The sequence below is a fragment of the Mycobacterium attenuatum genome (assembly GCF_900566085.1).
GTDB classification, from domain to species: Bacteria; Actinomycetota; Actinomycetes; order Mycobacteriales; family Mycobacteriaceae; genus Mycobacterium; species Mycobacterium attenuatum.
In genome coordinates, this window is the sequence record NZ_UPHT01000153.1 from 25727 (window position 1) to 46770 (window position 21044).

Consider the following 21044-nt stretch of genomic DNA (forward strand, 5'->3'; position numbering starts at 1 on the left):
CGACGTGTGCGCACGGGCAACCCCGATGTCCGGATCGTTACTTTTCGGAGGCCGGTAGGACATGAGTGACGGCGACAAAGACGCCACTCCTGATCTTCGGCCTGTGTCCGGCTGCGGCGGTGACGCCCTACGGCTTACCCCGACCCCACCGCCGGCACCAGGCGCCGCGCCGTGGGAGCGGCACTTCCCACCGCTGCCCGAAGACGGACTGCTTCGCTGGTCGGGGACGTCCCCCGGCGACGGGGTTCACCATCGCGGCCCTGACCACGGTGCAGCCTCGCCGGCCGCAGATCACCCGCCCGTCGGCTGTCACGTCAACGGCGGCGTCAGCGTCGCCGAACTGATCGCCAAACTCGGCGCGCCCACGCCCGCCCGTTCCAAACATCGCCACAGCGCTGCCGACCCCAAGCCCATCTCGGAGCCCGCGGAGCCCTCCCCGGTGGACCCGGAGGTCTTCGACGACGACGCTGACCAACTGGACACCCAGGTCATCGTCACTCCGGCGTACTCGTTCGAACTCTTCTCCGAGCTACCCGACCTCGGGTCGGCCGGCTTCGCGCCGGAAGCCTGCGGACCCGAGACCCCCGAGCCCGAGTCGGCGCGGGTGCCCGCTGTCAAAGGCCGCAGGACCCAGAAGACCCGCAGCGAGAAGCCGCGTTCGGGCGGGCGCCCGCTGCTGCTGGCGGCGCGGTCACTGGCAGCCATGTTCGCCGTGCTGGCGCTGGTCCTGACCGGCGGCGCATGGCAATGGAGCGCATCCAAGAACGAGCGGCTGAACACGGTAAGCGCGCTCGACCCGCACTCGGGCGACATCGTTGATCCCAACGCCCAGTACGGCGACGAGAACTTCCTGATCGTCGGCATGGACTCGCGCGCGGGCGCGAACGCCGAGATCGGTGCCGGCGACACCGAGGACGCCGGCGGTGCCCGCTCGGACACCGTGATGCTGGTCAACATCCCGGCGAGCCGCAAACGAGTGGTGGCGGTGTCGTTTCCCCGCGACCTGGCGATCACCCCGATCCAGTGCGAGGCCTGGAACCCCGACACCGGCAAGTACGGGCCGATCTACGACGAGAAGAAGGGGACGTGGGGTCCCCGAATGGTCTACACCGAGACCAAGCTGAACTCGGCGTTTTCTTTCGGCGGGCCCAAGTGTCTGGTGAAGGTCATCCAGAAGCTGTCCGGCCTGAGCATCAACCGCTTCATCGCGATCGACTTCGTCGGTTTCGCCCGGATGGTCGAAGCCCTCGGCGGCGTCGAGGTGTGCAGCACCACGCCGCTGCGCGACTATGAATTAGGCACGGTGCTCGAACACGCCGGACGGCAGGTCATCGACGGGCCGACCGCGTTGAACTATGTGCGCGCCCGCCAAGTCACCACCGAGAGCAATGGTGACTACGGCCGCATCAAACGCCAGCAGTTGTTCTTGTCCTCACTGCTGCGTTCGTTGATCTCCGAAGACACGCTGATGAACCTCAATAAGCTCAACAACGTCGTCAACATGTTCATCGGCAACAGCTACGTGGACAACGTCAAGACCAAGGATCTGGTACAGCTGGGCCAGTCGTTGCAGCACATGGCGGCCGGCCACGTCACGTTCGTCACCGTCCCCACCGGCGTGACAGACCAGAACGGCGACGAACCGCCCCGGACGGCCGACATGAAAGCGCTGTTCGCCGCCATCATCAACGACGATCCGCTGCCGCTGGAGAACGACCACAACGCACAGACATTGGGGAACTCGCCGACGACGGCGCCGACCACGACCAAGAAGGTGCCCCCGCCGAACACCACCGGCGAGGTGCAGCGCGAACAGGTGATCACCACGTCGCCGCAAGAAATCACGGTGCAGGTCTCCAACGGAACCGGCACCGCCGGCCTGGCCGCCACCGCCGCCAACCAGCTCACGCGAAACGGCTTCAACGTGATGACGCCGGACGACTACCCGAGTTCGTTGAAGGCCACCACGGTGTTTTTCTCCCCGGGCAACGAGCAGGCCGCGGCGACCGTGGCCGCGGCGTTCGGCAGTTCGAAAGTCGAGCGGGTCACCGGGATCGGACACGTCGTTCAGGTGGTCCTCGGCCCGGATTTCAGTTCGGTGACCGCCCCGCCGCCCAGCGGCTCGTCGGTGAGCATGCAGATCAGCCGGAATTCCAGCACCCCGCCGACCAAGCTGCCCGAGGATCTGACGGTCACCAACGCTGCCGACACCACTTGCGAGTAGGCGCTTCACGGCGCATCGGTCGCTGAGAACGTAGGCTTTATCGCATGCGAACCGCTTACCATGAGCAACTCTCGGAATTGTCCGAGCGGCTCGGTGAGATGTGCGGGCTGGCCGGCATCGCCATGGAGCGGGCAACCCAAGCCTTGCTGCAGGCCGATCTGGTGCTGGCCGAACAGGTGATCTCCGACCACGAAAAGATCGCAACGCTGAGCGCCCGGGCCGAGGAGAGCGCGTTCGTCCTGCTGGCCCTGCAGGCTCCGGTCGCCGGTGATCTGCGGGCAATCGTGAGCGCTATCCAGATGGTGGCCGATATCGACCGGATGGGCGCTCTTGCCCTGCACGTCGCCAAGATCGCCCGCCGGCGGCACCCGCAGCATGCGCTACCCGAAGAGGTCAAGGGCTATTTCGCCGAAATGGGCAGAGTCGCAGTCGAATTGGGCAACAGCGCCCAGGAGGTCGTGTTGTCCCGCGACCCGGAGAAAGCGGCCCGGATCCGCGAAGAAGACGACGCGATGGACGATTTGCACCGGCATCTGTTCAGCGTGCTGATGGACCGGGAATGGAAGCACGGCGTGGCAGCCGCGGTCGACGTGACATTGCTGGGCCGGTTCTACGAACGCTTCGCCGACCATGCCGTCGAAGTGGCGCGACGCGTGATCTTCCAGGCGACCGGGAGGTTTCCCGAAGACGAAACGACACCGCACTCGCGCTGATTCGCGCGCGGCTAGCCGAATCTGCCGGAGATGTAATCCTCGGTGGATTTCCGGCTCGGGTTGGAGAAGATCTTCTCGGTGTCGTCGATTTCCACCAAGCGTCCCGGTTTGCCCACGGCCTCCAGATTGAAGAACGCGGTCTGATCGCTCACCCGGGCGGCCTGCTGCATGTTGTGCGTGACGATGACGATGGTGTAGTCCTGCTTCAGTTCACTGATCAGGTCTTCGATCGCCATCGTGGAGATGGGATCCAACGCCGAGCACGGTTCGTCCATCAGCAACACGTCGGGCTGGACGGCGATGGCCCGTGCGATACACAACCGCTGTTGCTGCCCGCCCGACAGTCCGCCCCCGGGTTTGTCCAGCCTGTCTTTGACCTCATCCCACAAGTTGGCGCCGCGCAGTGAATATTCGGCGGTTTCGTCCAGCACCTTGCGGTTGCGCATGCCCTGCAACTTCAAACCGGCGACCACGTTGTCGCGAATCGACATCGCGGGAAACGGGTTGGGCCGCTGGAAAACCATGCCAATCGCCCGCCGCACGCCGACCGGGTCAATGCCGGGCCCGTAGATGTTTTCGTCGTCAAGCAGCACGGTGCCCTCGACGCGCCCGCCCGGGACCACCTCATGCATCCGGTTCAATGTGCGCAGCACCGTGGTTTTGCCGCACCCCGACGGGCCGATGAATGCGGTCACGCTGCGAGGCAGAATCGACAAGGAAACATCGGCGACGGCCTGAAACGCCCCGTAATAGATGTTGACGTCCTTGAGGTCCAACCGCTTGGCCACTCTGAAAGCTCCTGCCTACGACTTCTTGGGGACGAGGATGGCGGCGACCACCCTGGCGCCGATATTGATCATCGCGATCAGCAACATCAGTGTCAGCGCAGCACCCCACAGCCGCTCTGTGGGGACCGGATTGATGCCGGCGCCTGTCGTTGCCTGGTCATACATCATGCCCGGCAGCGTTCCCATGAATCCGCTGAATACATCGAAGTTCATTTCCTGTGCATAACCCACCAGGATCAGCAGCGGCGCCGTCTCCCCCATCACCCTGGCCAAGGCCAGCAGGATGTCGGTCACGATGCCCGACAGCCCGGTCGGGATCACGATCCGCGCGATCGTCTTCCACTTGGGTGCTCCCAACGCGTAACTGGCCTCACGCAGATCCACCGGAACGATGAGCAACATGGCCTCGGTCGCCCGCACGATCACCGGGAGCATCAACAACACCAGCGCCAGCGACACCGCGAACTGGGAGCGCGGAAAGCCCAGGACCGCGACCCACAGCGCGTAGATGAACAGCGCCGCCACGATCGAAGGCACGCCGCTGAGGATGTCCACCATGAATGAGACCAGCGTGCGTAGTGTGCTGGTGCCGCCGTATTCGACCAGATAGATGGCCACCAGGACGCCGATCGGGATGGATATCGCCGCACACGCCACGCCCTGCAACAGCGTGCCGACGATCGCATGGTAGGCACCGCCACCGGCTTTCAACGACGTCATCCCCGCTTGCGAATGCGTCCACCAGGTGCTCGACATCACAGCCCGCAGCCCGTTGACCAATACCGAACCCAGCACCCACGCCAGGGGTGTCAGTGCGATCGTCATCGAAAGCGTCACCAGCAAGGCGGCGAGCTTGTTGGTGACTCGACGACGCCGCCCAAGCATGGGTAGTGCACGCGCCTTGACGGGCCGGTCCAGCATGGATGTCATCGGCCGGCCCTTCGGGCTCCGGTCAGGGCAGTGCGTGCGGCGGCATTCACCGCGAAGGTGAGCAGGTAGAGCATCAGTCCCGCGGCCAGGTAGGCGCCCGCCTGGTAAGGGTTGTCGAGCCCCGACGCGGCGGCTGCGATTTTGGTGGCGAAGGTCGAACCGCCGTCGAACAGAGACCACCCGAAGGCCTCCTGGGTACCGTGCAAGATGATCAGCAGCGCCACGGTTTCCCCCAGCGCCCGTCCCAGGCCCAGCATCGCGCCGCTGATGTATCCGGACCGTCCGAACGGCAACACGGTTGTCGTGACGACCTCCCAGCGGGTGGCACCCAGCGCCAGCGCCGCCTCTATCTGACCGTGCGGAGTCTGGGCGAAAACTTCGCGCGTGACCGCGGCGATGATCGGCAAAATCATTACCGCCAAGACGATGCCACCGGTGAAGACGGTGCCCCCACCGTCGATCGACGTATTGCCGCCGGCAAACAAGAAACAGCGACCCAAGGTGTGGTTGAGCCAGGTCGCGACCGGCCGCAGGCGCGGCGCCAGCACGTGCAAGCCCCACACGCCGTAGATGATCGACGGCACCGCGGCCAGCAGGTCAACCAGGTAAGCCAGCGGCGCGGCGAACCGTCGCGGCGCATACTGCGTCAAGAAGATCGCGACGCCCAGCGCGACGGGCATGGCCAGCAACAGAGCGAACAGCGATACGAACACGGTCACCCTCAACAGATCGAGGATTCCGAAGTGCATCGCCGACGGGTCGGCGGTCTTCCACACTCCGCCGTAGGTCGAGAAATTCTCTTTGTTGCGCGCCAGTGCAGGTATCGCGCGCCACAGCAGGAACACGCCGATCGCGGCAATCAAGACGATGATCAAGACGCCGGATCCCTGCGACAGCCGGCGAAACAGCCGGTCTCCGAGACTCGGTTTGCCGTTGCCCCACGGGTTGATGGCTGTGGTCGGCGGCTCTGGAAATGGCGCAGCGACAATCGTGCCCGCCTCGGCTGGGTTTGGCACTGTCACTGGGTTTCCGTCGATCCTGTCACTGCGGTGCTTGTTGGCTCGTCTCCATCAGCGTGGTCCGTGGTCAAACAGTCATTGCAGGGCGTCGATGGCGGTGACCAGGCGTTCTTTCACTTTATCTGGCACCGGAACGTAGCCGGCTGATGGAAGGCCGCTCTGACCGTCGTTGACCGCGGTGGTGAGAAATGCCTTGACCGCGGCCGCGGTGGCGGGCTCGTATCCCTTTGAGCACACAATCTCGTAGGTGGCCAGTACCAATGGGTAGGCGCCCGGGTCCTGGACGGTAAAAATCGAATTCAGTTCCAGTACAAGGTCGTTTCCGCTGGCCGCAAACGTGACGCCGGCGATGGCTTTGCGAGCCGTTTCCTCGGTCAGCGCTACGACGCTGTTGCCGTTGTTCACCTGGGCGAACGGTATGCCAGCCCGATCCGCGAAGCCTTTCTCGACATAACCGATCGAACCCGGCGTGGCCCGTACGGCCTGGATCACCCCGGCCGACCTTTCGACGCCTTCCCCGACACCGCCGTGAAACTCGCCGCCGACACCCCGGCTCCAGCTTTGCGGCGCGGCGGCAGCCAGATACTTCTGAAAGTTGTCCGTGGTTCCCGAGGAATCCTTGCGGTACACGGGGATGATTGTGGTATCAGGAAGCGCCACACCAGGATTGAGAGCCGCAAGGATCGGGTCGTTCCACGCCCGGATGGTGCCGCTGAAGATCTTGGCCATCGCATCGGCGTCGAGGACCAGGTTGGTTACGCCAGCGAGGTTGTACACCAAGGCAATTGGTCCGAATACCAGCGGCAGATCCCAGGCCGGGTTTCCTTTGCAGCGGTTGGCCGCCGGTCCGATCTGTTCGGCGACCAGAGGCGAGTCCGATCCCGCGAAGTCGACATGGCCGGCGATGAACTGCTCGCGACCGGCGCCCGAGCCGGTCGGGTTGTAGGACACTTTCTTGCCCGGACATGCCTGGCTCCACACCTGGTTGAACAACGCCATGGCATTCTGCTGAGCGGTCGATCCCTCTGCGGTCAAGGCATCTCTACCGCTGCAGTCGGTTCTTCCCGAAGGTGTTGCGTGGCCGGTCGCCGACGAGCTACCGAGGTTTTCATCGCTACCGCATGCGGTGAGGCCTCCACCACAAGCGGTGAGGGTCGCCACCGCCGTCGCTAGTGCCCTGCCTACCGTGTCGAGCCTCATCGCTCTCGCTCCCTGAACGCATTTTCGACGATTGCGGCGCTGCACGGCCGTCTCTAAGACGAATTGCCAAGTCAACCACTAACTATTCTTCTTACCGGAACATGCCGGTTGGCGATCGTCAGGCGAACGACGGATCGGCGCCGGCCAGGGCGTAGGCCGTGTCGACGCTGTAGGTGACAAACCCCAGGCTCTGGTAGGTGCGCATGGCTGCAACGTTGTCGGACTCCACGTACAGCATCACCGTGGGCTCTTCGGCACCGTCGGCGGCGGCCAGCCGCCGCGCCAACGAGCTCAGACCGACCGAAGTCAGCGTCTTACCGACACCGCGCCCCTGGGCCGACGGATCGACACCCACCACGTAGACCTCGCCGAGGCCGGGCCGGTCCTGGTGAACCTTGGTCCAGTGGAAGCCGAGCAGTCTGGCGTCGTGGCCCGCGAAAGCGTCGAACGCCAGGAACAGGCCCGCCGGATCGAACCACGATTCGCTGCGCCGTTCGGCCAGCTGCATTTGAGTCCAGCCACCCTGTTCCGGGTGATATGAGAACGCGGCGTTGTTGACCCGGAGCAATTCCGGGTCATCGGTCGGGCCGGCGTAGGTGCGGATCCGCAGCCCCTCGGGGATCGTCGGTTCGGGGATATCGCGCAACGAGCGGCGCATCTGCACCAGTTCGCGCACCGGGGACAGATTCAGCGCGGCGGCCATGGCCCGGGCGGGCTCCAATGTGCCGTGGGCCCAGAATTGGTTTTGCCCATGAGTCTTTTTCAGCGCTGCGCGGGCCAGCGCGCTTCCGTAACCGCGACGCCGGGCTTGCGGGTGCACGACGAGCTCGGCCATCGCGGACTCGGCGGCGCGCGTCGGGCTGAGATTGAGATAGCCGATGATCGCGTTGCCTGAGCGAGGATCGGTGGCAACGAGGTGCTGCGTGCGCCGGTGGCCCAACTCTCGCAGCACCTGCTCACCGACCGGCGTCACCCCATCGAATGCCGTTGCCGCCGCGATCATTTCGCGGATTTTCCGCTGCTGATCGTCAGTCAGCGCCAAACACCACTCCCCCGGCGTCACTGACTGCGCAGCGGGTCGACCAGCGGGTCCTGGTAATCGGCGCGGTCAGGCTCTGGGCCTTCGTCGTCGGGCTCGACGGCAACGGTTCGGCCGCGCGCAGGCCGCACCGCCTTGTAACCGACGTTGCGGACGGTGCCGATCAGGGCTTCGTGCTCGGGGCCGAGTTTGGCGCGCAATCGTCGGACGTGCACATCGACCGTGCGGGTGCCTCCGAAGAAGTCGTATCCCCATACCTCGTGGAGCAATTGCGCGCGGGTGAAAACTCGTCCGGCATGTTGAGCAAGGTATTTCAGTAGTTCGAATTCTTTGTAGGTGAGGTCGAGCGGTCGGCCGCGCAGCCGCGCGGTGTAGGTGCCTTCGTCGATCACCAGTTCACCCAGGCTGACCTTGCCGACGCCCTCCTGTTCGGATAGACCGCCGCGCCGGCCAACCACCAGGCGCAGTCTGGCGTCGATCTCAGCCGGTCCGGTACTGGGCAGCAGTATCTCGTCCAGTCCCCAGTCAGCGCTGACTGCCACCAGTCCGCCCTCGGTCACCACGGCCAGTACCGGTGCGGACCGCCCCGCTGTGCTCAACAGACGGCACAGACCGCGCGCAGCCGACAGGTCGTTGCGTGCGTCGACCAGTACCACATCCGCGTTACCGGCCTCCAGTAACGACGAAGCCTCCGGCGGGGCCGTCCGCACGTTATGGGGAAGCAGCGACAGCGACGGCAGAACGGGGTCGGGATACAGCTCCGAGGTCAACAGTAGTAATTCCAACGATCCCCTCCAGCGTCGGGGGAAAGGCATCTCCCATGTTCAGCGCAACCGGTGACTATAGCGGCCAGATCATCTAACGATAACTTGCCACCTGGTCTTTCGCCCGATGACGAGGCAGGGTACGCCTGCCGACGAATCGGGCAAGTCAAGCCCAGCCTTAGCCACCGAAAGCGCCGAGGCAGGTTATGCCTGCTGACGAGTCGGCCAAATACGACGACGCGGCCTGCGAAATTGGCACCAGGCGCCGCGCCATGTCACATTCGCCCCATCTGCCCCAGCCGGCGAGCGGGATCTGTGTTGGTGCCCAGGTCACGACAATATTCGACCGTTGACCATGACCTTGGACACCCACGGAACACCTTGGCCCTATTCTCGGCGGGCCGATACCGCGCCTAGGCTCGAACCTCTTGTGATGGCAGGCGTTCGGGAGAAACTCTCACGCACTCACCGAATTGGCGGCCACGCCGCCGTATCGAGTGTGCGGCGAGGGCTTTGACTGTGCGTGTAGGGCGGCTCCACGCGCGATCGGCCGCCCTGACGACACAGTCGGCGCCATCAATGCACACTCGGCGACATCAACGCACACTGGCCACCGCCAACGCACACTCGACACCGCCAGCCGTCGACCCAACCGCACCGCCTCCATCTCTTCACGCGGGGGTGTAGCGCCCTCAACGCTCTCCGACAAGGGGCGCGCAGCCAAGCGCGGCGGTTATCGCTCCAAGCCGGACGCATTAGGTACCGCCGACACCAGAGGCACAGGTGACCGCTGTCTCGTTGACACCTGGAAACCCCGGCGCTGCAGCCGGCTCAACCGCAGCTGCGGTCGCCAGCAGGTCAAATCGAGATACGGCCGTGAAAAGCGGTGGACAGCGGCGCCTGCAAGCTCGGCCAGCGATGGCGCCGGGGCGATAGGCCACAATATCCGGATGCGCAAGCTGCTGATCGGCGTCGCTGCCGTGGCCGTCGTCGTCCTCGGCGTTGTCGGCGTCGACTTCGGCGCCAGCATTTATGCCGAATATCGGCTCTCGACCAGCGTGCGCAAGGCTGCGAACCTGGGTTCTGATCCTTTCGTTGCCATCCTGGGATTCCCGTTCATCCCGCAGGCGATGCGAGATCGATACCACGAGCTGGAGATCAAGGCCTACGCCATCGACCACTCGGCAGTGGGCAAAGCCACGCTCGAGGCCACCATGCACGCCATCGATCTGTCTCACGCGTCCTGGTTGATCCAGCCCGACGCGAAGTTGTCGATGCACGAGCTGGAAAGCCGCATCATCATCGACTCCATGCATCTGGGCCACTACCTGGGCATCACCGATCTGATGGTGCAGGCCCCGCAGCAGGAGAGCAACGATGCCACCGGTGGCACCACCGAGTCGGGCATATCGGGAAGTCATGGGCTCGTCTTCAGCGGCACACCGAAGTCAGCCGACTTCGACCATCGGGTCAGTGTGTCGGTGGACCTGTCGATCGATCCCCAGAACCAGGAAACCCTGGTGATCACGCCGACACGCGTGGTAACCGGCCCCGACACCGCGGACCAACCCGTACCCGACGACAAGCAGGCGGCGGTGCTGCACGCCTTCAGCAGCAGGCTGCCCAACCAGAAGCTGCCGTTCGGGGTGGCGCCCAACACCGTGGGGGCACGCGGGTCGGACGTCATCATCGAAGGCATCACCTACGACGTGACCGTCGCGCTCACCGGGTTCAGACAGTCATGATCACCGCATCGACGCCCCACGGCAGCTCAACCGCGGCCGCCCGCCCTCGACGATGCTGTTGGCTTGATCACTACGTCATTGGGTAAGCTGACCGACGTGTCAGCCCACCTCGAGCTCAAGCTCACCAAGCGCCGCACAGTTGATCTGTGCCGGATCGCGGGCTGTTGCTGTCGCTGTAGCTGCTGAGTAGCCGCGTCATCCGCGCAGCGCTCGGAGCAGCCTCGGAGACCCACCGCGGCGTATCTCCCACCTTTTCCGTGCAATAGGCGTATCTAGGAGCAATTCGTGCAGAGCAAGACCGCCCCCGCCCGTGTGGCGGGTGTGGACGTTCGTGGGCCGCGATTCGCCGCGTGGCTGACGACGGCGGTCCTGGGGCTCGTCCTGATCATCTCTGCTGTCAGCCCGGCAGCTGGCGCAGTCGCCTTGAGCATCCAGGCCGTCGTGTTCGCTGTCGGCGCCGCACTCGGGCCTCGCCGGCATCCCTACGGGCTGTTGTTCTCGACGTTTGTGTCGCCCCGGCTGGGACCGGTGTGTGAACGAGCAGCCTTGCCGCCGTTGAAGTTTGCCCAATTGGTCGGATTCGTGTTCGCGGTCTACGGCGTCGCCGGCTTCGCTGTCGGCCCGGTAGCGGTGGGTGTCGGTGCGACGTCGTTCGCGCTGGCGGCCGCCTTCCTGAATGCGGCCTTCGGTATCTGCCTGGGCTGCCAGCTCTACCTCCTGCTGGCCCGCCTGCGGCCCGGTGCCGTTCCCGCCTCACTGTTGATGTGACGAAAATCGAAAGGATCCCCACCATGGCACGCTCCGACGTCCTGGTCTCTGCCGACTGGGCTGAGGGCAATCTCAGCAATTCGGGAGCCGCCAACGTCGTCTTCGTCGAAGTCGACGAGGACACCAGCGCATACGACGACGGCCACATTCCCGGTGCCATCAAGCTGGACTGGCGCACCGATCTGCAGGACCCGGTCAAACGCGACTTCGTCGACGCCCAGCAATTCTCCAAGTTGCTCAGCGACCGCGGCATCGCCAATGACGACACCGTGATCCTCTACGGCGGCAACAACAACTGGTTCGCCGCCTACGCGTACTGGTATTTCAAGCTGTACGGCCACGAAAAGGTCAAGCTGCTCGACGGCGGCCGCAAGAAGTGGGAACTCGACGGCCGTCCACTGTCCACCGACACCGTGACCAGGCCCGCGACCTCCTACAGCGCGACCCCGCCGGACAATGCCATCCGTGCATTCCGTGATGAGGTGATCGCGGCCATCGGCGCCAAGAACCTGGTTGACGTGCGATCCCCCGACGAGTTCTCCGGAAAGATCCTGGCGCCGGCGCATTTGCCGCAGGAACAAAGCCAGCGACCCGGCCATATTCCCGGCGCGATCAACGTGCCGTGGAGCAAGGCCGCCAACGAAGACGGCACCTTCAAGTCCGACGAGCAGTTGGCCCAGTTGTACGCCGATGCCGGCCTGGACGGCGCAAAAGAGACCATCGCGTACTGCCGGATCGGGGAACGGTCCTCGCACACCTGGTTCGTCTTACACGAATTGCTCGGGCACAAAAACGTCAAGAACTACGACGGCAGTTGGACGGAATACGGCTCCCTGGTGGGTGCCCCGATCGAGTTGGGAAACTGATATGTGCACTGCGCCGAAGCAAGGACTGACGCTGCCTGCCAGCGTCGACCTGGAAAAGGAAACAGTGATCACCGGTCGCGTCGTGGATCGTGACGGCCAGGCCGTGGGCGGCGCCTTCGTCCGGTTGCTGGACTCGTCCGACGAGTTCACCGCGGAAGTGGTCGCGTCGGCCACCGGCGACTTCCGGTTCTTTGCCGCGCCGGGCTCCTGGACCGTGCGCGCGTTGTCGAAAGCCGGCAACGGTGACGCGGTGGTCAGACCGTCGGGCGCGGGCATTCACGAGGTCGACGTCAAGATCGCCTGACGGCCGCGCCAGCCGGATCCCGGATAGACTCATCCGCGTGGTGCTGTTCTTCGAGATCATGCTGGTCCTGGCGACCGTGGTCATCTCCTGGTTCGCGCTGTACGCGCTGTATCGGCTGATCACCGACGAATCGTGACCTCCGACGACGGCCATCATCGGCCGGGAGCGGGCTCCGGCGACCGTGCCGTCGCCGGAATGTTTCAAGCAGCGGAACGTGCCAAGCTGACCGCGGCCCGCAACATTCCCGTCTTCGACGATTTGCCATTACCCGCCGACACCGCCAACCTGCGCCAAGGCGCCTGCCTGCACGACGCACTGCTGGCACTGCTGCCGCTGGTGGGTGTGTGGCGCGGGGAAGGCGAGGGCCGCGGACACGACGGCGACTACCGCTTCGGCCAGCAGATCGTGGTGTCGCACGACGGCGGCGACTATTTGAATTGGGAAGCCCGGTCGTGGCGTCTCACCGACACCGGTGAATACCACGAGCCGGGTTTGCGCGAGACGGGTTTCTGGCGTTTCGTTAGCGATCCCGACGACCCGAGCGAGTCGCAGGCGATCGAGCTACTGCTGGCCCACTCCGCTGGTTATGTCGAGTTGTTCTACGGCCGTCCGCGCACCCAGTCGTCCTGGGAGTTGGTGACCGACGCGCTGGCCCGGAGCCGCTCCGGCGTGCTGGTCGGCGGGGCCAAGCGGCTCTACGGCATCGTCGAGGGCGGCGACCTCGCCTATGTCGAGGAGCGGGTGGACGCCGACGGCGGCTTGGTGCCGCATCTGTCGGCGCGCCTGACCAGATTTGTCGGCTAAGCGTTGGCCCCCGGCCTGACCCGCCGACGCTAACCGGCTCATTTGTTGCCTTCGGCCTCCGGTTCTGCGTGTACTGTTCGACGACCGAACAGCCGATATACGAACGAAAGGAGCCGACGGATGCCGCGCAGCAGGACGCCCTCGCCGGTGGCTCGATGGGTCGTGTCGGTGATCGGGGTGCTGTTGATCGCCTATCTCGCCGTGGTAGCCCTGCAGCCCGCCATTCTCGATGTGCTGCCGCCGGGGCTGAGCTGGTTCGGCCGGCCAGGATCGATGGCAACCATCGCGGTCGTGGTGGCGGTGCTGATCGCCGTCTCGGTGCTGAATTTCCGGGGCAACGCCAGCCACAGGTTGGTGGGCGTTTCGTTCACCGTGATCGCATTGCTCATCACGATGAGCGCCGTGTTGGGCCTCAGTTCGTACTGGGGTTGTCACGACGCCAACCATCCGGCTGTCTTCACCCCGCTGATGTGGACCGCCCAACTGGTCAAAGGCAGCACCGGAGACACCTCGCTCAGCGGGCGAGCCTGCCCCAATCCCACACCTGTCGGCTTGGAACTGGCCCGCATCGCGGCGCTGTCGGCAATCTTCACCGGGTTGGGCGGGGTCGTCGTCGGCGTCTTCCGCTCGCAGGTGGACCGGCTGCGGGCCAACCTCGCCGACTCGGTGACCGCCATCGTCGGTGTCGACGACGACACCGAGTCGATGATCAGCGCCGCCGCGCGGACCTTGGACCGGCGCAGCACCCTGGTGGTGATCACCAACGCCGGCGACGACCGGGTGCAGCGGGTTCGCAGGCTGGGCGCCCGGGTGGTGCTGGTCGACCTCAACGCACCGTCGACCCTGGTGTCGCTGCGACTGTGGCGCCATCTAGGGCGGCTCTACCTGATGTCGCCCGATCCGGCGACCAACTTGATGTGGCTTGACCTGATCGGTCGTCGGCTCGCCGAGATCGGCGACAAGCAGCGCTTACCGCTCATCGTTCGCATCGACGATCCGTGGCTGGCCGAGGCATGGCGCGCCCAGCAGTTCGGCGGATCCGACACCAGATGGGCGGCCGACGTGGTCGGCCGGTACGAGGTCACCGCCGGCCGACTACTCGACGGCATCATCGCAACGCCCAACATACAGCGCGTATTTGTCTGCGGCACTTCGCAATTGACGTTGGCGCTGTGCGCCGACCTGACTCGCCGGGCCCTCGAACGCGACTTCTACACCCCGCCCGGCGTGCCACCCCTGCCGGCGCTCACGCTGGTGGAAAGAGACGCCGAGGACTACCTCAAGGATCACCAGTTCTACCGCCAGCAGGCCGGCTTCTTGTCCGAGGGTCCGAGGATCGACGCGGTTCCCGAGGCGCCGACGGTACCGACTCTGCTGCGGCTGATCGGTGACGCCGACCCGGCGACCTGCGCGGTGATCCTGGTCGACACCCATTCCACCGCGACCGGAACCAGGCTGGGGGCCCGCCTGCCGGCGATGCCCGTCTACGCCTGGGATCCCAACGCCCGCGGCACCGACGATTCCTCGCAGATCGTCGGCCTGCTGCAGACCTACAGCCTGGCCCTGGACACTCGCCAGGGCCAGGTCCAAGACGCCTGGGAACGCGCGGCCAGGCTGATCCACGAGCGTTATGTCGCCACCATCGACCCGAACGCACCCAGATCACCGGCTGCCCGGCCGTGGGCCGAACTCGACGAGTTCTACCGCGGATCCAACCGGCGCCAGGTGCGCAACGCGTTATGGATGGTCGAACGCATCGCCGGACACACCTGGAATACCTGGGGCTGCCCCGCAGTCCAGCTGTCCGGGCGGGACATGGCTGATCTGCCTGCGCTGGAACAGCTCGCGCTGATGGGCTTCGACCGCGACTCGGCGCTGGGCATGGCCAGGGCAGAACACGAGGACTGGTGTCGTTATTACCGTCGCAACGGCTGGAAGTACGGGACCCCGCGCGACGATTCCCGCAGGATCCACGACAAGCTGGTCGACTGGTCGGTGGTGGAAAGCAATCCCGACATGCTCAACGCCGCGGTGCGCAGCCTGGCCGCCACGTTGTGGAGCCTGCGCCAATTGGGCTACCGGTCACGCCCGTTGTGGCGGTCATTCACTCGTGTCGGGACGGTCGGCGCCGAGCAACGAAACGTCCCGTGGAGGTGGCAGTCGGATTCCGGGCACACCATGCGGGCCAACGCTGGCGATTGGGCCGTGCAAGCCGAGGGGAAAATCTGGTCGGTGCGCGACGACATCTTCCGGGCCACCTACGAGGACGTCGGCAACGGACAATGGCGCCGGAAGGGACGAGTACAAGCCCGGCCCGCTCACGCCGGTGAGACGATCCACACCCTGGAAGGGCCGACGACCGCCGCGGACGGAGATTGGGTGGTCCGCGGCAGTGACGGCGAACAATGGCCGGTTCCCGGGGACGAATTCGCCCGCCGCTACGCCGAATTTCATGCGCCGACGGGGCCTATCGCCGACGGCGGCAGCCACAGCGCCGCGACCAAACCGGACCGGCACCAACCCATGTCATGATCCAGCACACGTTTGCCGAAGCCAGATTGCTGCGGTGAAGACCATGCGCTACCGTCGCATGACGGATTCGCCGTGTTAGCTCCCTGAGCCCCTCAATCGGAGAGTGCAATGGCCATATTTATCAGCTACTCGAGCCAAGACCGGTCGTCGCTGGAAGGCTTGACGACCGCGCTTCGGCGCGCCCAGCAGCAAGTCTGGTTCGACCAGGAGTTGGGCGGCGGCGACGCTTGGTGGAGCAAGATCCTCGAGCAGATCCGCGGGTGCGACGTGTTCATCGTCGCGCTGTCGAATCACTGGCTGCAGTCCAAACCCAGTCAGGCCGAATTGCGCTACGCCCAAGCCCTGCAGCGGCCGATCCTTCCCGTGCAGGTCGGGCCGGTCGACAGTGTGCGAGTCAATCCCGTCTCGACGTTGCAGATCATCAACTACCAGAACCCGACCGTTGACGCCGGCATCCAATTGGTCACGGCGATCCACGCCCTTCGCGACAAGGTCCCGCCGCTGCCGTCGCCGCTGCCCGAGGAACCACCCGTACCGTTCGGCTACCTGATGCGGCTGGGTGACACCCTTGCCGAAAAAGAACTCAGCCCCCAACAACAGCTCCAAATGCTGGTGGAGCTTCGATCCGGGCTCGACGAGGACGGCGACGATCCGAGCGCTCGCAGCGACATCGCGCAGCTGCTGCGCATGCTGCGGATGCGACACGACGTCACCTACCGCACCCGCACCGAAATCGACAATGTGCTGGCCGAAATCGGCGCCGTCGAAGCGGGCCCGGCCGGCGCATCGTCGACACCGCAGGCCAAACCGCAACCGAGTCCGGCGCCGGCAGCCCAGGCCGCCCCCACACCCAGCACCCCGTCTCGGCCGGCACCGGCGCCGGTCACGCCAAGCAGCGCCACCGGGCAGTCCAACAAGCGGCTCCTGGTCATCGGCGGTGCCGTCGTGGCCGTCGTTATCGCCGTCGCGCTGATCGCGGTGTTCGCCACCCAGGGAGGCGGTCGTAAGCCAGCGGCCAAGCCGGGCGGTTCCACAGCTCCAGCCGCTCCGGCGGCCGCATCCCGGATCGAACCGATGCTGCTCGGCGCCGCAGAAGTCGGACAGATTCTCGGCGACCAGAACATGTTGGTCTCCGCACACGGCGACCAACTGCGCACACCGCAGGGAACGCTGTCAGAAGCGGCGTGCATCGCGGCCTACGAACCCCTCCAGGAGTCGGTGTATCGCCCGCATTCCCCTACCGAGGTGCGCAGCCAGGTCCTGCACACCCAAGGCGAGAACCCGGCGCACCGAGTGATCGAAGCCGCAGCTGTCTTCCCGTCGGCGGAGAAGGCTCGGGCATTCGTCCAGGCGTCCGCAGACAAATGGGCAGCCTGCACTAACCAGACCGTCAAATTCACCAGTTCGACCAAAACCAGCGAATGGACGTTCGGGGATGTGACCGGGGCTTCCCCCAGGATCGCCCAGGTTCGCACCGAGACCGGCGGCAGCGGCAAGGCCTGCCAGCATGTGCTGAAGGCAGTCTCCGATGTGGTCATCGAGGTGGAGGCCTGCGGCACCGACATCGCTGACGGAGCCGGCCAGATCGCCGAACAGATGAGCACCAAAGCGGCGAAGTAACACCGGCTGGATATGGAGCGGCCCCCGAGCGCATATCCGGTTGGACAGACCGGAAACTCGGGGGCCGGGTGGCTACGTGGGATTCGCCAGCGCGCGTTGAACGCCGGCTCTTCCGAGCCATGCAGCTAGCGCGCAGCCACCTCACATGTCCATGAAGCTATCAATTTCGCGGACCACCTCCTTTCCTGTGTACGGCTGACCGTACCCTCACTTCGAGCTGCCGACAACAGAATTGGCGTCTTCAGCGGTCGCCGACGATGGCCGCGTCGACCAGTTCGGCGAATGCCGCTGCGATCGGGGCAGGGGGTAGTCGCCGGCCGTTGAGGGTGTGCACGCGAGCGGCCAGGGTCATGCTCGACACCAGCCAAACTCCTTGGGCGGCAACCAGATCGGAAACTCGCAACGCCCGGTAGTCGCAGTCGTAGCCGGTGGCGCGGGCCACGTGGAAGAGGGCTTGCTGGGTGGTGCCGCGCAGGATCGGATACCACGGCGGCGGCGTGAGCAGGCACGGGTTACCGCCGGCCGTGCCGTCGTCGGTAGCGATGATCACCGTGGAGCGCGGTCCTTCGAGGACGTAGCCGTCGGAGCTCACGAAGATGACGTCGCCGGCGCCCTGCCTGGCGGCGTGGCGCAGGGCTGCCATGTTGACCGCGTAGGACAGCGTCTTGGCGCCGGCCATGAGCCAGGGCATTGCGTCGGCGCCGCCGGCCGGCAAACCGCGGTCCAAGGTGACGGCCGCGAGGCCGGAACGCCGGACCGCTGCGACCCGCTCGGGTACCGGGTTGACCATCACATAGGCCGTGGGCGCCGCGGAGGCACCCGCTGGACCGCCCTCCGGGCCGCGGCTGTAGATCAGACGCATGGCACCCTCGTCGCCGGTGCCGGCAACCCATCGCTGCGTGGCGAGATTGATGGCGTTCCGCCAGCCGGTGAGGTCCGGTTCGGGCAGATCCATCAGCCGGGCCGAATGGGTCAGCCGCTGCAGATGCGCTTCCACCAGACACGCCGCACCATCGCGCACCAGCAGCGTCTCGAAAACGCCGTCTCCCCGCACCGCGGCCAGGTCGTCGGCCCGCAACAACGGCGTCGCCGGCGTCAGGACTTCACCGTCGAGCGTGACGACAACGCCGAGATACCCAGCCATGACACAGGAGCCTAGTGGCCTGACACCGGTGGGTTTGATGCCCGTTCGGCCCGGAGACTGGGAGACTCGAGTGCCCGGAGGGTCTTTCCGTAGAGTCGACGTGTGAGCGCAGTTCCCGCCCCGGATCCAGGACCCGACGCCGGCGCGATCTGGCATTACGGTGACCCGCTGGGCGAACAGCGTGCGGCCGAGATCGATGCCGTATTCGTCGACCGCTCCCATCGGGCCGTCATCGCCTTGACCGGCAAGGACCGGCAGAGCTGGCTGCACAGCATCTCCACGCAGCATGTCAGCGAGCTGCCCGAGGGTGCCAGCACCGAGAATCTCAGCCTGGACGGACAAGGCCGCGTGGAAGATCACTGGATCCAGACCGAATTGGGTGGCACCACTTACCTCGACACCGAACCGTGGCGCGGCGAACCGCTGCTGAACTACCTGCGAAAGATGGTCTTCTGGGCCGACGTCACCCCGGATGTCGCCGACCTGGCGGTGCTGTCGCTGCTGGGCCCGCGGTTGTCCGATCGGGCGGTACTGGACGCGGTGGGCCTGGACGCATTGCCTGCCGACACGGCCGCGGCGCCGGTCGCTGGTGGCGGATTTCTGCGCCGGATGCCGGCTCCCGCCGGGCACATCGAACTGGACCTGCTGGTACCGCGCGCCGACCGCGCCGACTGGCAGCACCGCTTGACGCAAGCCGGTGTCCGACCGGCCGGGGTGTGGACCTACGAGGCACTTCGTGTGGCGGCCCGCCGCCCCCGGCTGGGAGTCGACACCGACGAACGCACGATTCCCCATGAGGTGGGCTGGATCGGGGGGCCCGGGCTGGGGGCCGTGCACCTCGACAAGGGCTGCTACCGCGGACAAGAAACCGTTGCCCGGGTGCACAACCTCGGCAAACCGCCGCGGATGCTGGTGCTGTTACATCTGGACGGCTCGGGGGATCGCCCGTCCACCGGCAATCCGGTTATGGCGGGTGGTCGCGCCGTCGGACGCATCGGAACGGTCGTCGAGCACGTCGACCTGGGCCCGGTCGCGTTGGCTTTGGTCAAGCGGGGGCTGCCCGCCGATACCGAGCTGACAACCGGCCCCGACGCCGATATCGCCGCGGTGATCGACGCCGAGTCCTTGCCGCCTGCCGGGGAACTCGGCGCCGGGCGACTGGCCGTCGAGCGGTTGCGACGCGGTGTTCGGTGAAACCTGTGACGTCCGCCATGCTGTCGGGACTTGGGTGGCAGGGTGTGCCCACGCCCACGCAAGGGCACGGTAAGCTGTCGGCAGGACAATAACGACACTAAGAGATCGGAGCCGCCTACTCGTAGGCCGCTCCGTTATTTCGCGAGGGGGTTCCCCCATGGGCCGCGGCCGGGCTAAGGCAAAGCAGACCAAGGTTGCTCGAGAACTTAAATACAGCTCCCCGCAGACCGACTTCCAGCGGCTTCAGCGTGAGCTGTCGGGAGGAAGTGCCGATGCATCCGACCACGTCGACGACGACGTCGAAAACTCGTGGGACGAGGATGAGAGCTGGCGCCGCTAGCGGCGCACCCACGCCCCGGTTTTTCCCTGGTTCTGTGGCCGTGCGGGCCGTCGGCTGATTTCACAAATATCCGTAGGAATCCCCGGCGATAGAGCCGGTTGGTCCGATGATCCATTCGGTGGGGCTGATCCGCCTCTAACCGAAGGTGCGAGTGAGCCTGTGAACTGGTAAACCGGGGTGCGGGTATTGCCATCTGTCCCCGGCGAGGACGTTGTCCGTGTTGTTGTCCCTCTGCCACGCGACGCCGATAAGAATTCGGCTCTATCATCCTGAGCAGCATCTGGGCATCCTGAGCAGCACGCAGGCAACGAAGAGATATCGCCGTTTGCAATCCGGTCGATTCGCACTACCCGTGCGACGAAATGGGGGATTCCGAGTGAGTATCTGCTGTCATACTCGGGACGTCTGATTCCGGCGTGGTGGCCGTCGAACGGAGGCGTGCGATGTCGTTTGTGGTGGCCCAACCGGTGTGGATGGTAGAGGCAGCGGCCGTTTTGGCCCGGGTGGGGTCGGCGGTTGATGCTGCGGACGCGGCCGTGGCAGGGGCGACCGCGACGGTCGCGCCTGCTGCTGCCGACGAGGTGTCGGTGGCCGTGGCGGCGTTGTTTGCCAGCCACGGGCAGGCTTACCAGGTGCTCAGCGCCCAGGCTGCGGCCTTTGAACAGCAGTTTGTGCGGGCCCTGGTGGCCGCAGGCAACGGGTATGGCGGTGCCGAAGCGGTCAATGTGCAGCAGCTGGTGCTCGATGCGATCAACGCCCCGACCCGCGCGTTGTTGGCGCGTCCGCTCATTGGTGATGGCACACCGGGCGCGCCGGGTCAACCCGGTGGGCCAGCGGGCTTGCTGTACGGCAACGGCGGCAATGGGGGTGCCAGCACGACCGCGGGGGTCGCCGGTGGTGCTGGTGGAGCCGCGGGGTTGATCGGCAATGGAGGCGCTGGGGGCGCCGGTGGGGCCGGTGCAGCCGGTGGCGCCGGCGGTGCGGGAGGGTGGCTGTACGGCAATGGCGGTGTCGGTGGGTCCGGTGGGGCCGCGGCCGCAGCGGGGGGTC

Annotated in this window: 20 protein-coding genes; 13 read left to right on the plus strand and 7 right to left on the minus strand. The window is 65.7% G+C overall.

Going from position 1 to position 21044, the window contains the following annotated elements:
- Nucleotides 1-61 precede the first annotated feature (61 nt).
- Together EET13_RS24680 and phoU are read left to right on the plus strand one after the other, a co-directional pair.
- Nucleotides 62-2224, plus strand: a complete 2163-nt coding sequence (locus EET13_RS24680) for an LCP family protein (protein ID WP_244604097.1) — start codon at nt 62-64, stop codon at nt 2222-2224.
- A 44-nt stretch (nt 2225-2268) separates the two neighbouring features.
- Nucleotides 2269-2937: a phosphate signaling complex protein PhoU gene (gene phoU / locus EET13_RS24685; RefSeq protein WP_023367957.1), complete on the plus strand. Its 669-nt coding sequence runs from the start codon at nt 2269-2271 to the stop codon at nt 2935-2937.
- A gap of 11 nt (nt 2938-2948) precedes the next feature.
- Here phoU and pstB read toward each other — a convergent pair whose 3' ends face one another.
- The 6 genes from pstB to EET13_RS24715 form a co-directional block, all read right to left on the minus strand.
- A complete protein-coding gene (pstB, locus tag EET13_RS24690) occupies nt 2949-3725 on the minus strand; it encodes a phosphate ABC transporter ATP-binding protein PstB (protein ID WP_122444726.1) in 777 nt (258 codons plus the stop codon).
- Between the two features lie 15 nt (nt 3726-3740).
- On the minus strand, nt 3741-4655 hold the full coding sequence (gene pstA / locus EET13_RS24695; protein WP_122444727.1) for a phosphate ABC transporter permease PstA: 915 nt from the start codon (nt 4653-4655) through the stop codon (nt 3741-3743).
- Nucleotides 4652-5677: a phosphate ABC transporter permease subunit PstC gene (pstC, locus tag EET13_RS24700; protein WP_122444728.1), complete on the minus strand. Its 1026-nt coding sequence runs from the start codon at nt 5675-5677 to the stop codon at nt 4652-4654. Before pstC ends, pstA begins: the two co-directional genes overlap by 4 nt.
- A 72-nt stretch (nt 5678-5749) precedes the next feature.
- Nucleotides 5750-6874 carry a phosphate ABC transporter substrate-binding protein PstS gene (pstS, locus tag EET13_RS24705; RefSeq protein WP_122444729.1) on the minus strand — a complete coding sequence of 375 codons (1125 nt, stop codon included), beginning with the start codon at nt 6872-6874 and terminating at the stop codon, nt 5750-5752.
- A gap of 118 nt (nt 6875-6992) precedes the next feature.
- Entirely contained in the window at nt 6993-7937 is a 945-nt protein-coding gene (gene mshD / locus EET13_RS24710; protein ID WP_122444730.1) for a mycothiol synthase, read from the minus strand.
- Nucleotides 7934-8698: a winged helix-turn-helix transcriptional regulator gene (locus EET13_RS24715; RefSeq protein ID WP_244604098.1), complete on the minus strand. Its 765-nt coding sequence runs from the start codon at nt 8696-8698 to the stop codon at nt 7934-7936. The genes mshD and EET13_RS24715 overlap by 4 nt, the downstream gene beginning before the upstream one ends.
- 923 nt (nt 8699-9621) lie before the next feature.
- Between EET13_RS24715 and lmeA the strand changes: the two genes are divergently transcribed.
- The 8 genes from lmeA (at nt 9622) to EET13_RS24750 (ending at nt 17316) form a co-directional block, all read left to right on the plus strand.
- Nucleotides 9622-10422, plus strand: a complete 801-nt coding sequence (lmeA, locus tag EET13_RS24720; protein WP_122444740.1) for a mannan chain length control protein LmeA — start codon at nt 9622-9624, stop codon at nt 10420-10422.
- A gap of 96 nt (nt 10423-10518) precedes the next feature.
- Nucleotides 10519-10608 carry an Ms5788A family Cys-rich leader peptide gene (locus EET13_RS32965; RefSeq protein ID WP_425293724.1) on the plus strand — a complete coding sequence of 30 codons (90 nt, stop codon included), beginning with the start codon at nt 10519-10521 and terminating at the stop codon, nt 10606-10608.
- 99 nt (nt 10609-10707) lie between these two features.
- On the plus strand, nt 10708-11190 hold the full coding sequence (locus tag EET13_RS24725; protein WP_122444732.1) for a DUF4395 domain-containing protein: 483 nt from the start codon (nt 10708-10710) through the stop codon (nt 11188-11190).
- Between the two features lie 23 nt (nt 11191-11213).
- On the plus strand, nt 11214-12056 hold the full coding sequence (locus EET13_RS24730; RefSeq protein WP_122444741.1) for a sulfurtransferase: 843 nt from the start codon (nt 11214-11216) through the stop codon (nt 12054-12056).
- A 1-nt stretch (nt 12057) separates the two neighbouring features.
- On the plus strand, nt 12058-12360 hold the full coding sequence (locus EET13_RS24735; RefSeq protein WP_122444733.1) for a DUF1416 domain-containing protein: 303 nt from the start codon (nt 12058-12060) through the stop codon (nt 12358-12360).
- Between the two features lie 195 nt (nt 12361-12555).
- Nucleotides 12556-13164, plus strand: a complete 609-nt coding sequence (locus tag EET13_RS24740; RefSeq protein ID WP_244604101.1) for a heme-binding beta-barrel domain-containing protein — start codon at nt 12556-12558, stop codon at nt 13162-13164.
- Nucleotides 13165-13284: 120 nt separating this feature from the next.
- Nucleotides 13285-15696 carry a hypothetical protein gene (locus EET13_RS24745; RefSeq protein ID WP_244604099.1) on the plus strand — a complete coding sequence of 804 codons (2412 nt, stop codon included), beginning with the start codon at nt 13285-13287 and terminating at the stop codon, nt 15694-15696.
- A gap of 108 nt (nt 15697-15804) precedes the next feature.
- The gene (locus EET13_RS24750) at nt 15805-17316 is read left to right on the plus strand and encodes a sensor domain-containing protein (RefSeq protein ID WP_122444735.1); all 1512 of its coding nucleotides are present in this window, start codon (nt 15805-15807) and stop codon (nt 17314-17316) included.
- A gap of 241 nt (nt 17317-17557) precedes the next feature.
- Here EET13_RS24750 and EET13_RS24755 read toward each other — a convergent pair whose 3' ends face one another.
- On the minus strand, nt 17558-18460 hold the full coding sequence (locus EET13_RS24755) for an aminodeoxychorismate lyase (protein WP_122444736.1): 903 nt from the start codon (nt 18458-18460) through the stop codon (nt 17558-17560).
- Between the two features lie 102 nt (nt 18461-18562).
- Between EET13_RS24755 and ygfZ the strand changes: the two genes are divergently transcribed.
- From ygfZ to EET13_RS24770, 3 genes are all read left to right on the plus strand, one after another.
- On the plus strand, nt 18563-19654 hold the full coding sequence (ygfZ, locus tag EET13_RS24760; protein WP_122444737.1) for a CAF17-like 4Fe-4S cluster assembly/insertion protein YgfZ: 1092 nt from the start codon (nt 18563-18565) through the stop codon (nt 19652-19654).
- 157 nt (nt 19655-19811) lie between these two features.
- Nucleotides 19812-19994 carry a DUF3073 domain-containing protein gene (locus EET13_RS24765; protein WP_122444738.1) on the plus strand — a complete coding sequence of 61 codons (183 nt, stop codon included), beginning with the start codon at nt 19812-19814 and terminating at the stop codon, nt 19992-19994.
- Nucleotides 19995-20437: 443 nt separating this feature from the next.
- On the plus strand, nt 20438-21044 hold a 607-nt coding region (locus EET13_RS24770), incomplete at its 3' end, for a PE family protein (RefSeq protein ID WP_136623246.1).

Coding starts and splice junctions, on each gene's coding strand:
- EET13_RS24680 (WP_244604097.1), top strand. CDS start 62: ATGAGTGACGGCGACAAAGACGCCACTCCTGATCTTCGGCCTGTGTCC.
- phoU (WP_023367957.1), top strand. CDS start 2,269: ATGCGAACCGCTTACCATGAGCAACTCTCGGAATTGTCCGAGCGGCTC.
- pstA (WP_122444727.1), bottom strand. CDS start 4,655: ATGACATCCATGCTGGACCGGCCCGTCAAGGCGCGTGCACTACCCATG.
- pstS (WP_122444729.1), bottom strand. CDS start 6,874: ATGAGGCTCGACACGGTAGGCAGGGCACTAGCGACGGCGGTGGCGACC.
- EET13_RS24730 (WP_122444741.1), top strand. CDS start 11,214: ATGGCACGCTCCGACGTCCTGGTCTCTGCCGACTGGGCTGAGGGCAAT.
- EET13_RS24735 (WP_122444733.1), top strand. CDS start 12,058: ATGTGCACTGCGCCGAAGCAAGGACTGACGCTGCCTGCCAGCGTCGAC.
- EET13_RS24740 (WP_244604101.1), top strand. CDS start 12,556: ATGTTTCAAGCAGCGGAACGTGCCAAGCTGACCGCGGCCCGCAACATT.
- EET13_RS24745 (WP_244604099.1), top strand. CDS start 13,285: ATGCCGCGCAGCAGGACGCCCTCGCCGGTGGCTCGATGGGTCGTGTCG.
- EET13_RS24750 (WP_122444735.1), top strand. CDS start 15,805: ATGGCCATATTTATCAGCTACTCGAGCCAAGACCGGTCGTCGCTGGAA.
- EET13_RS24755 (WP_122444736.1), bottom strand. CDS start 18,460: ATGGCTGGGTATCTCGGCGTTGTCGTCACGCTCGACGGTGAAGTCCTG.
- EET13_RS24765 (WP_122444738.1), top strand. CDS start 19,812: ATGGGCCGCGGCCGGGCTAAGGCAAAGCAGACCAAGGTTGCTCGAGAA.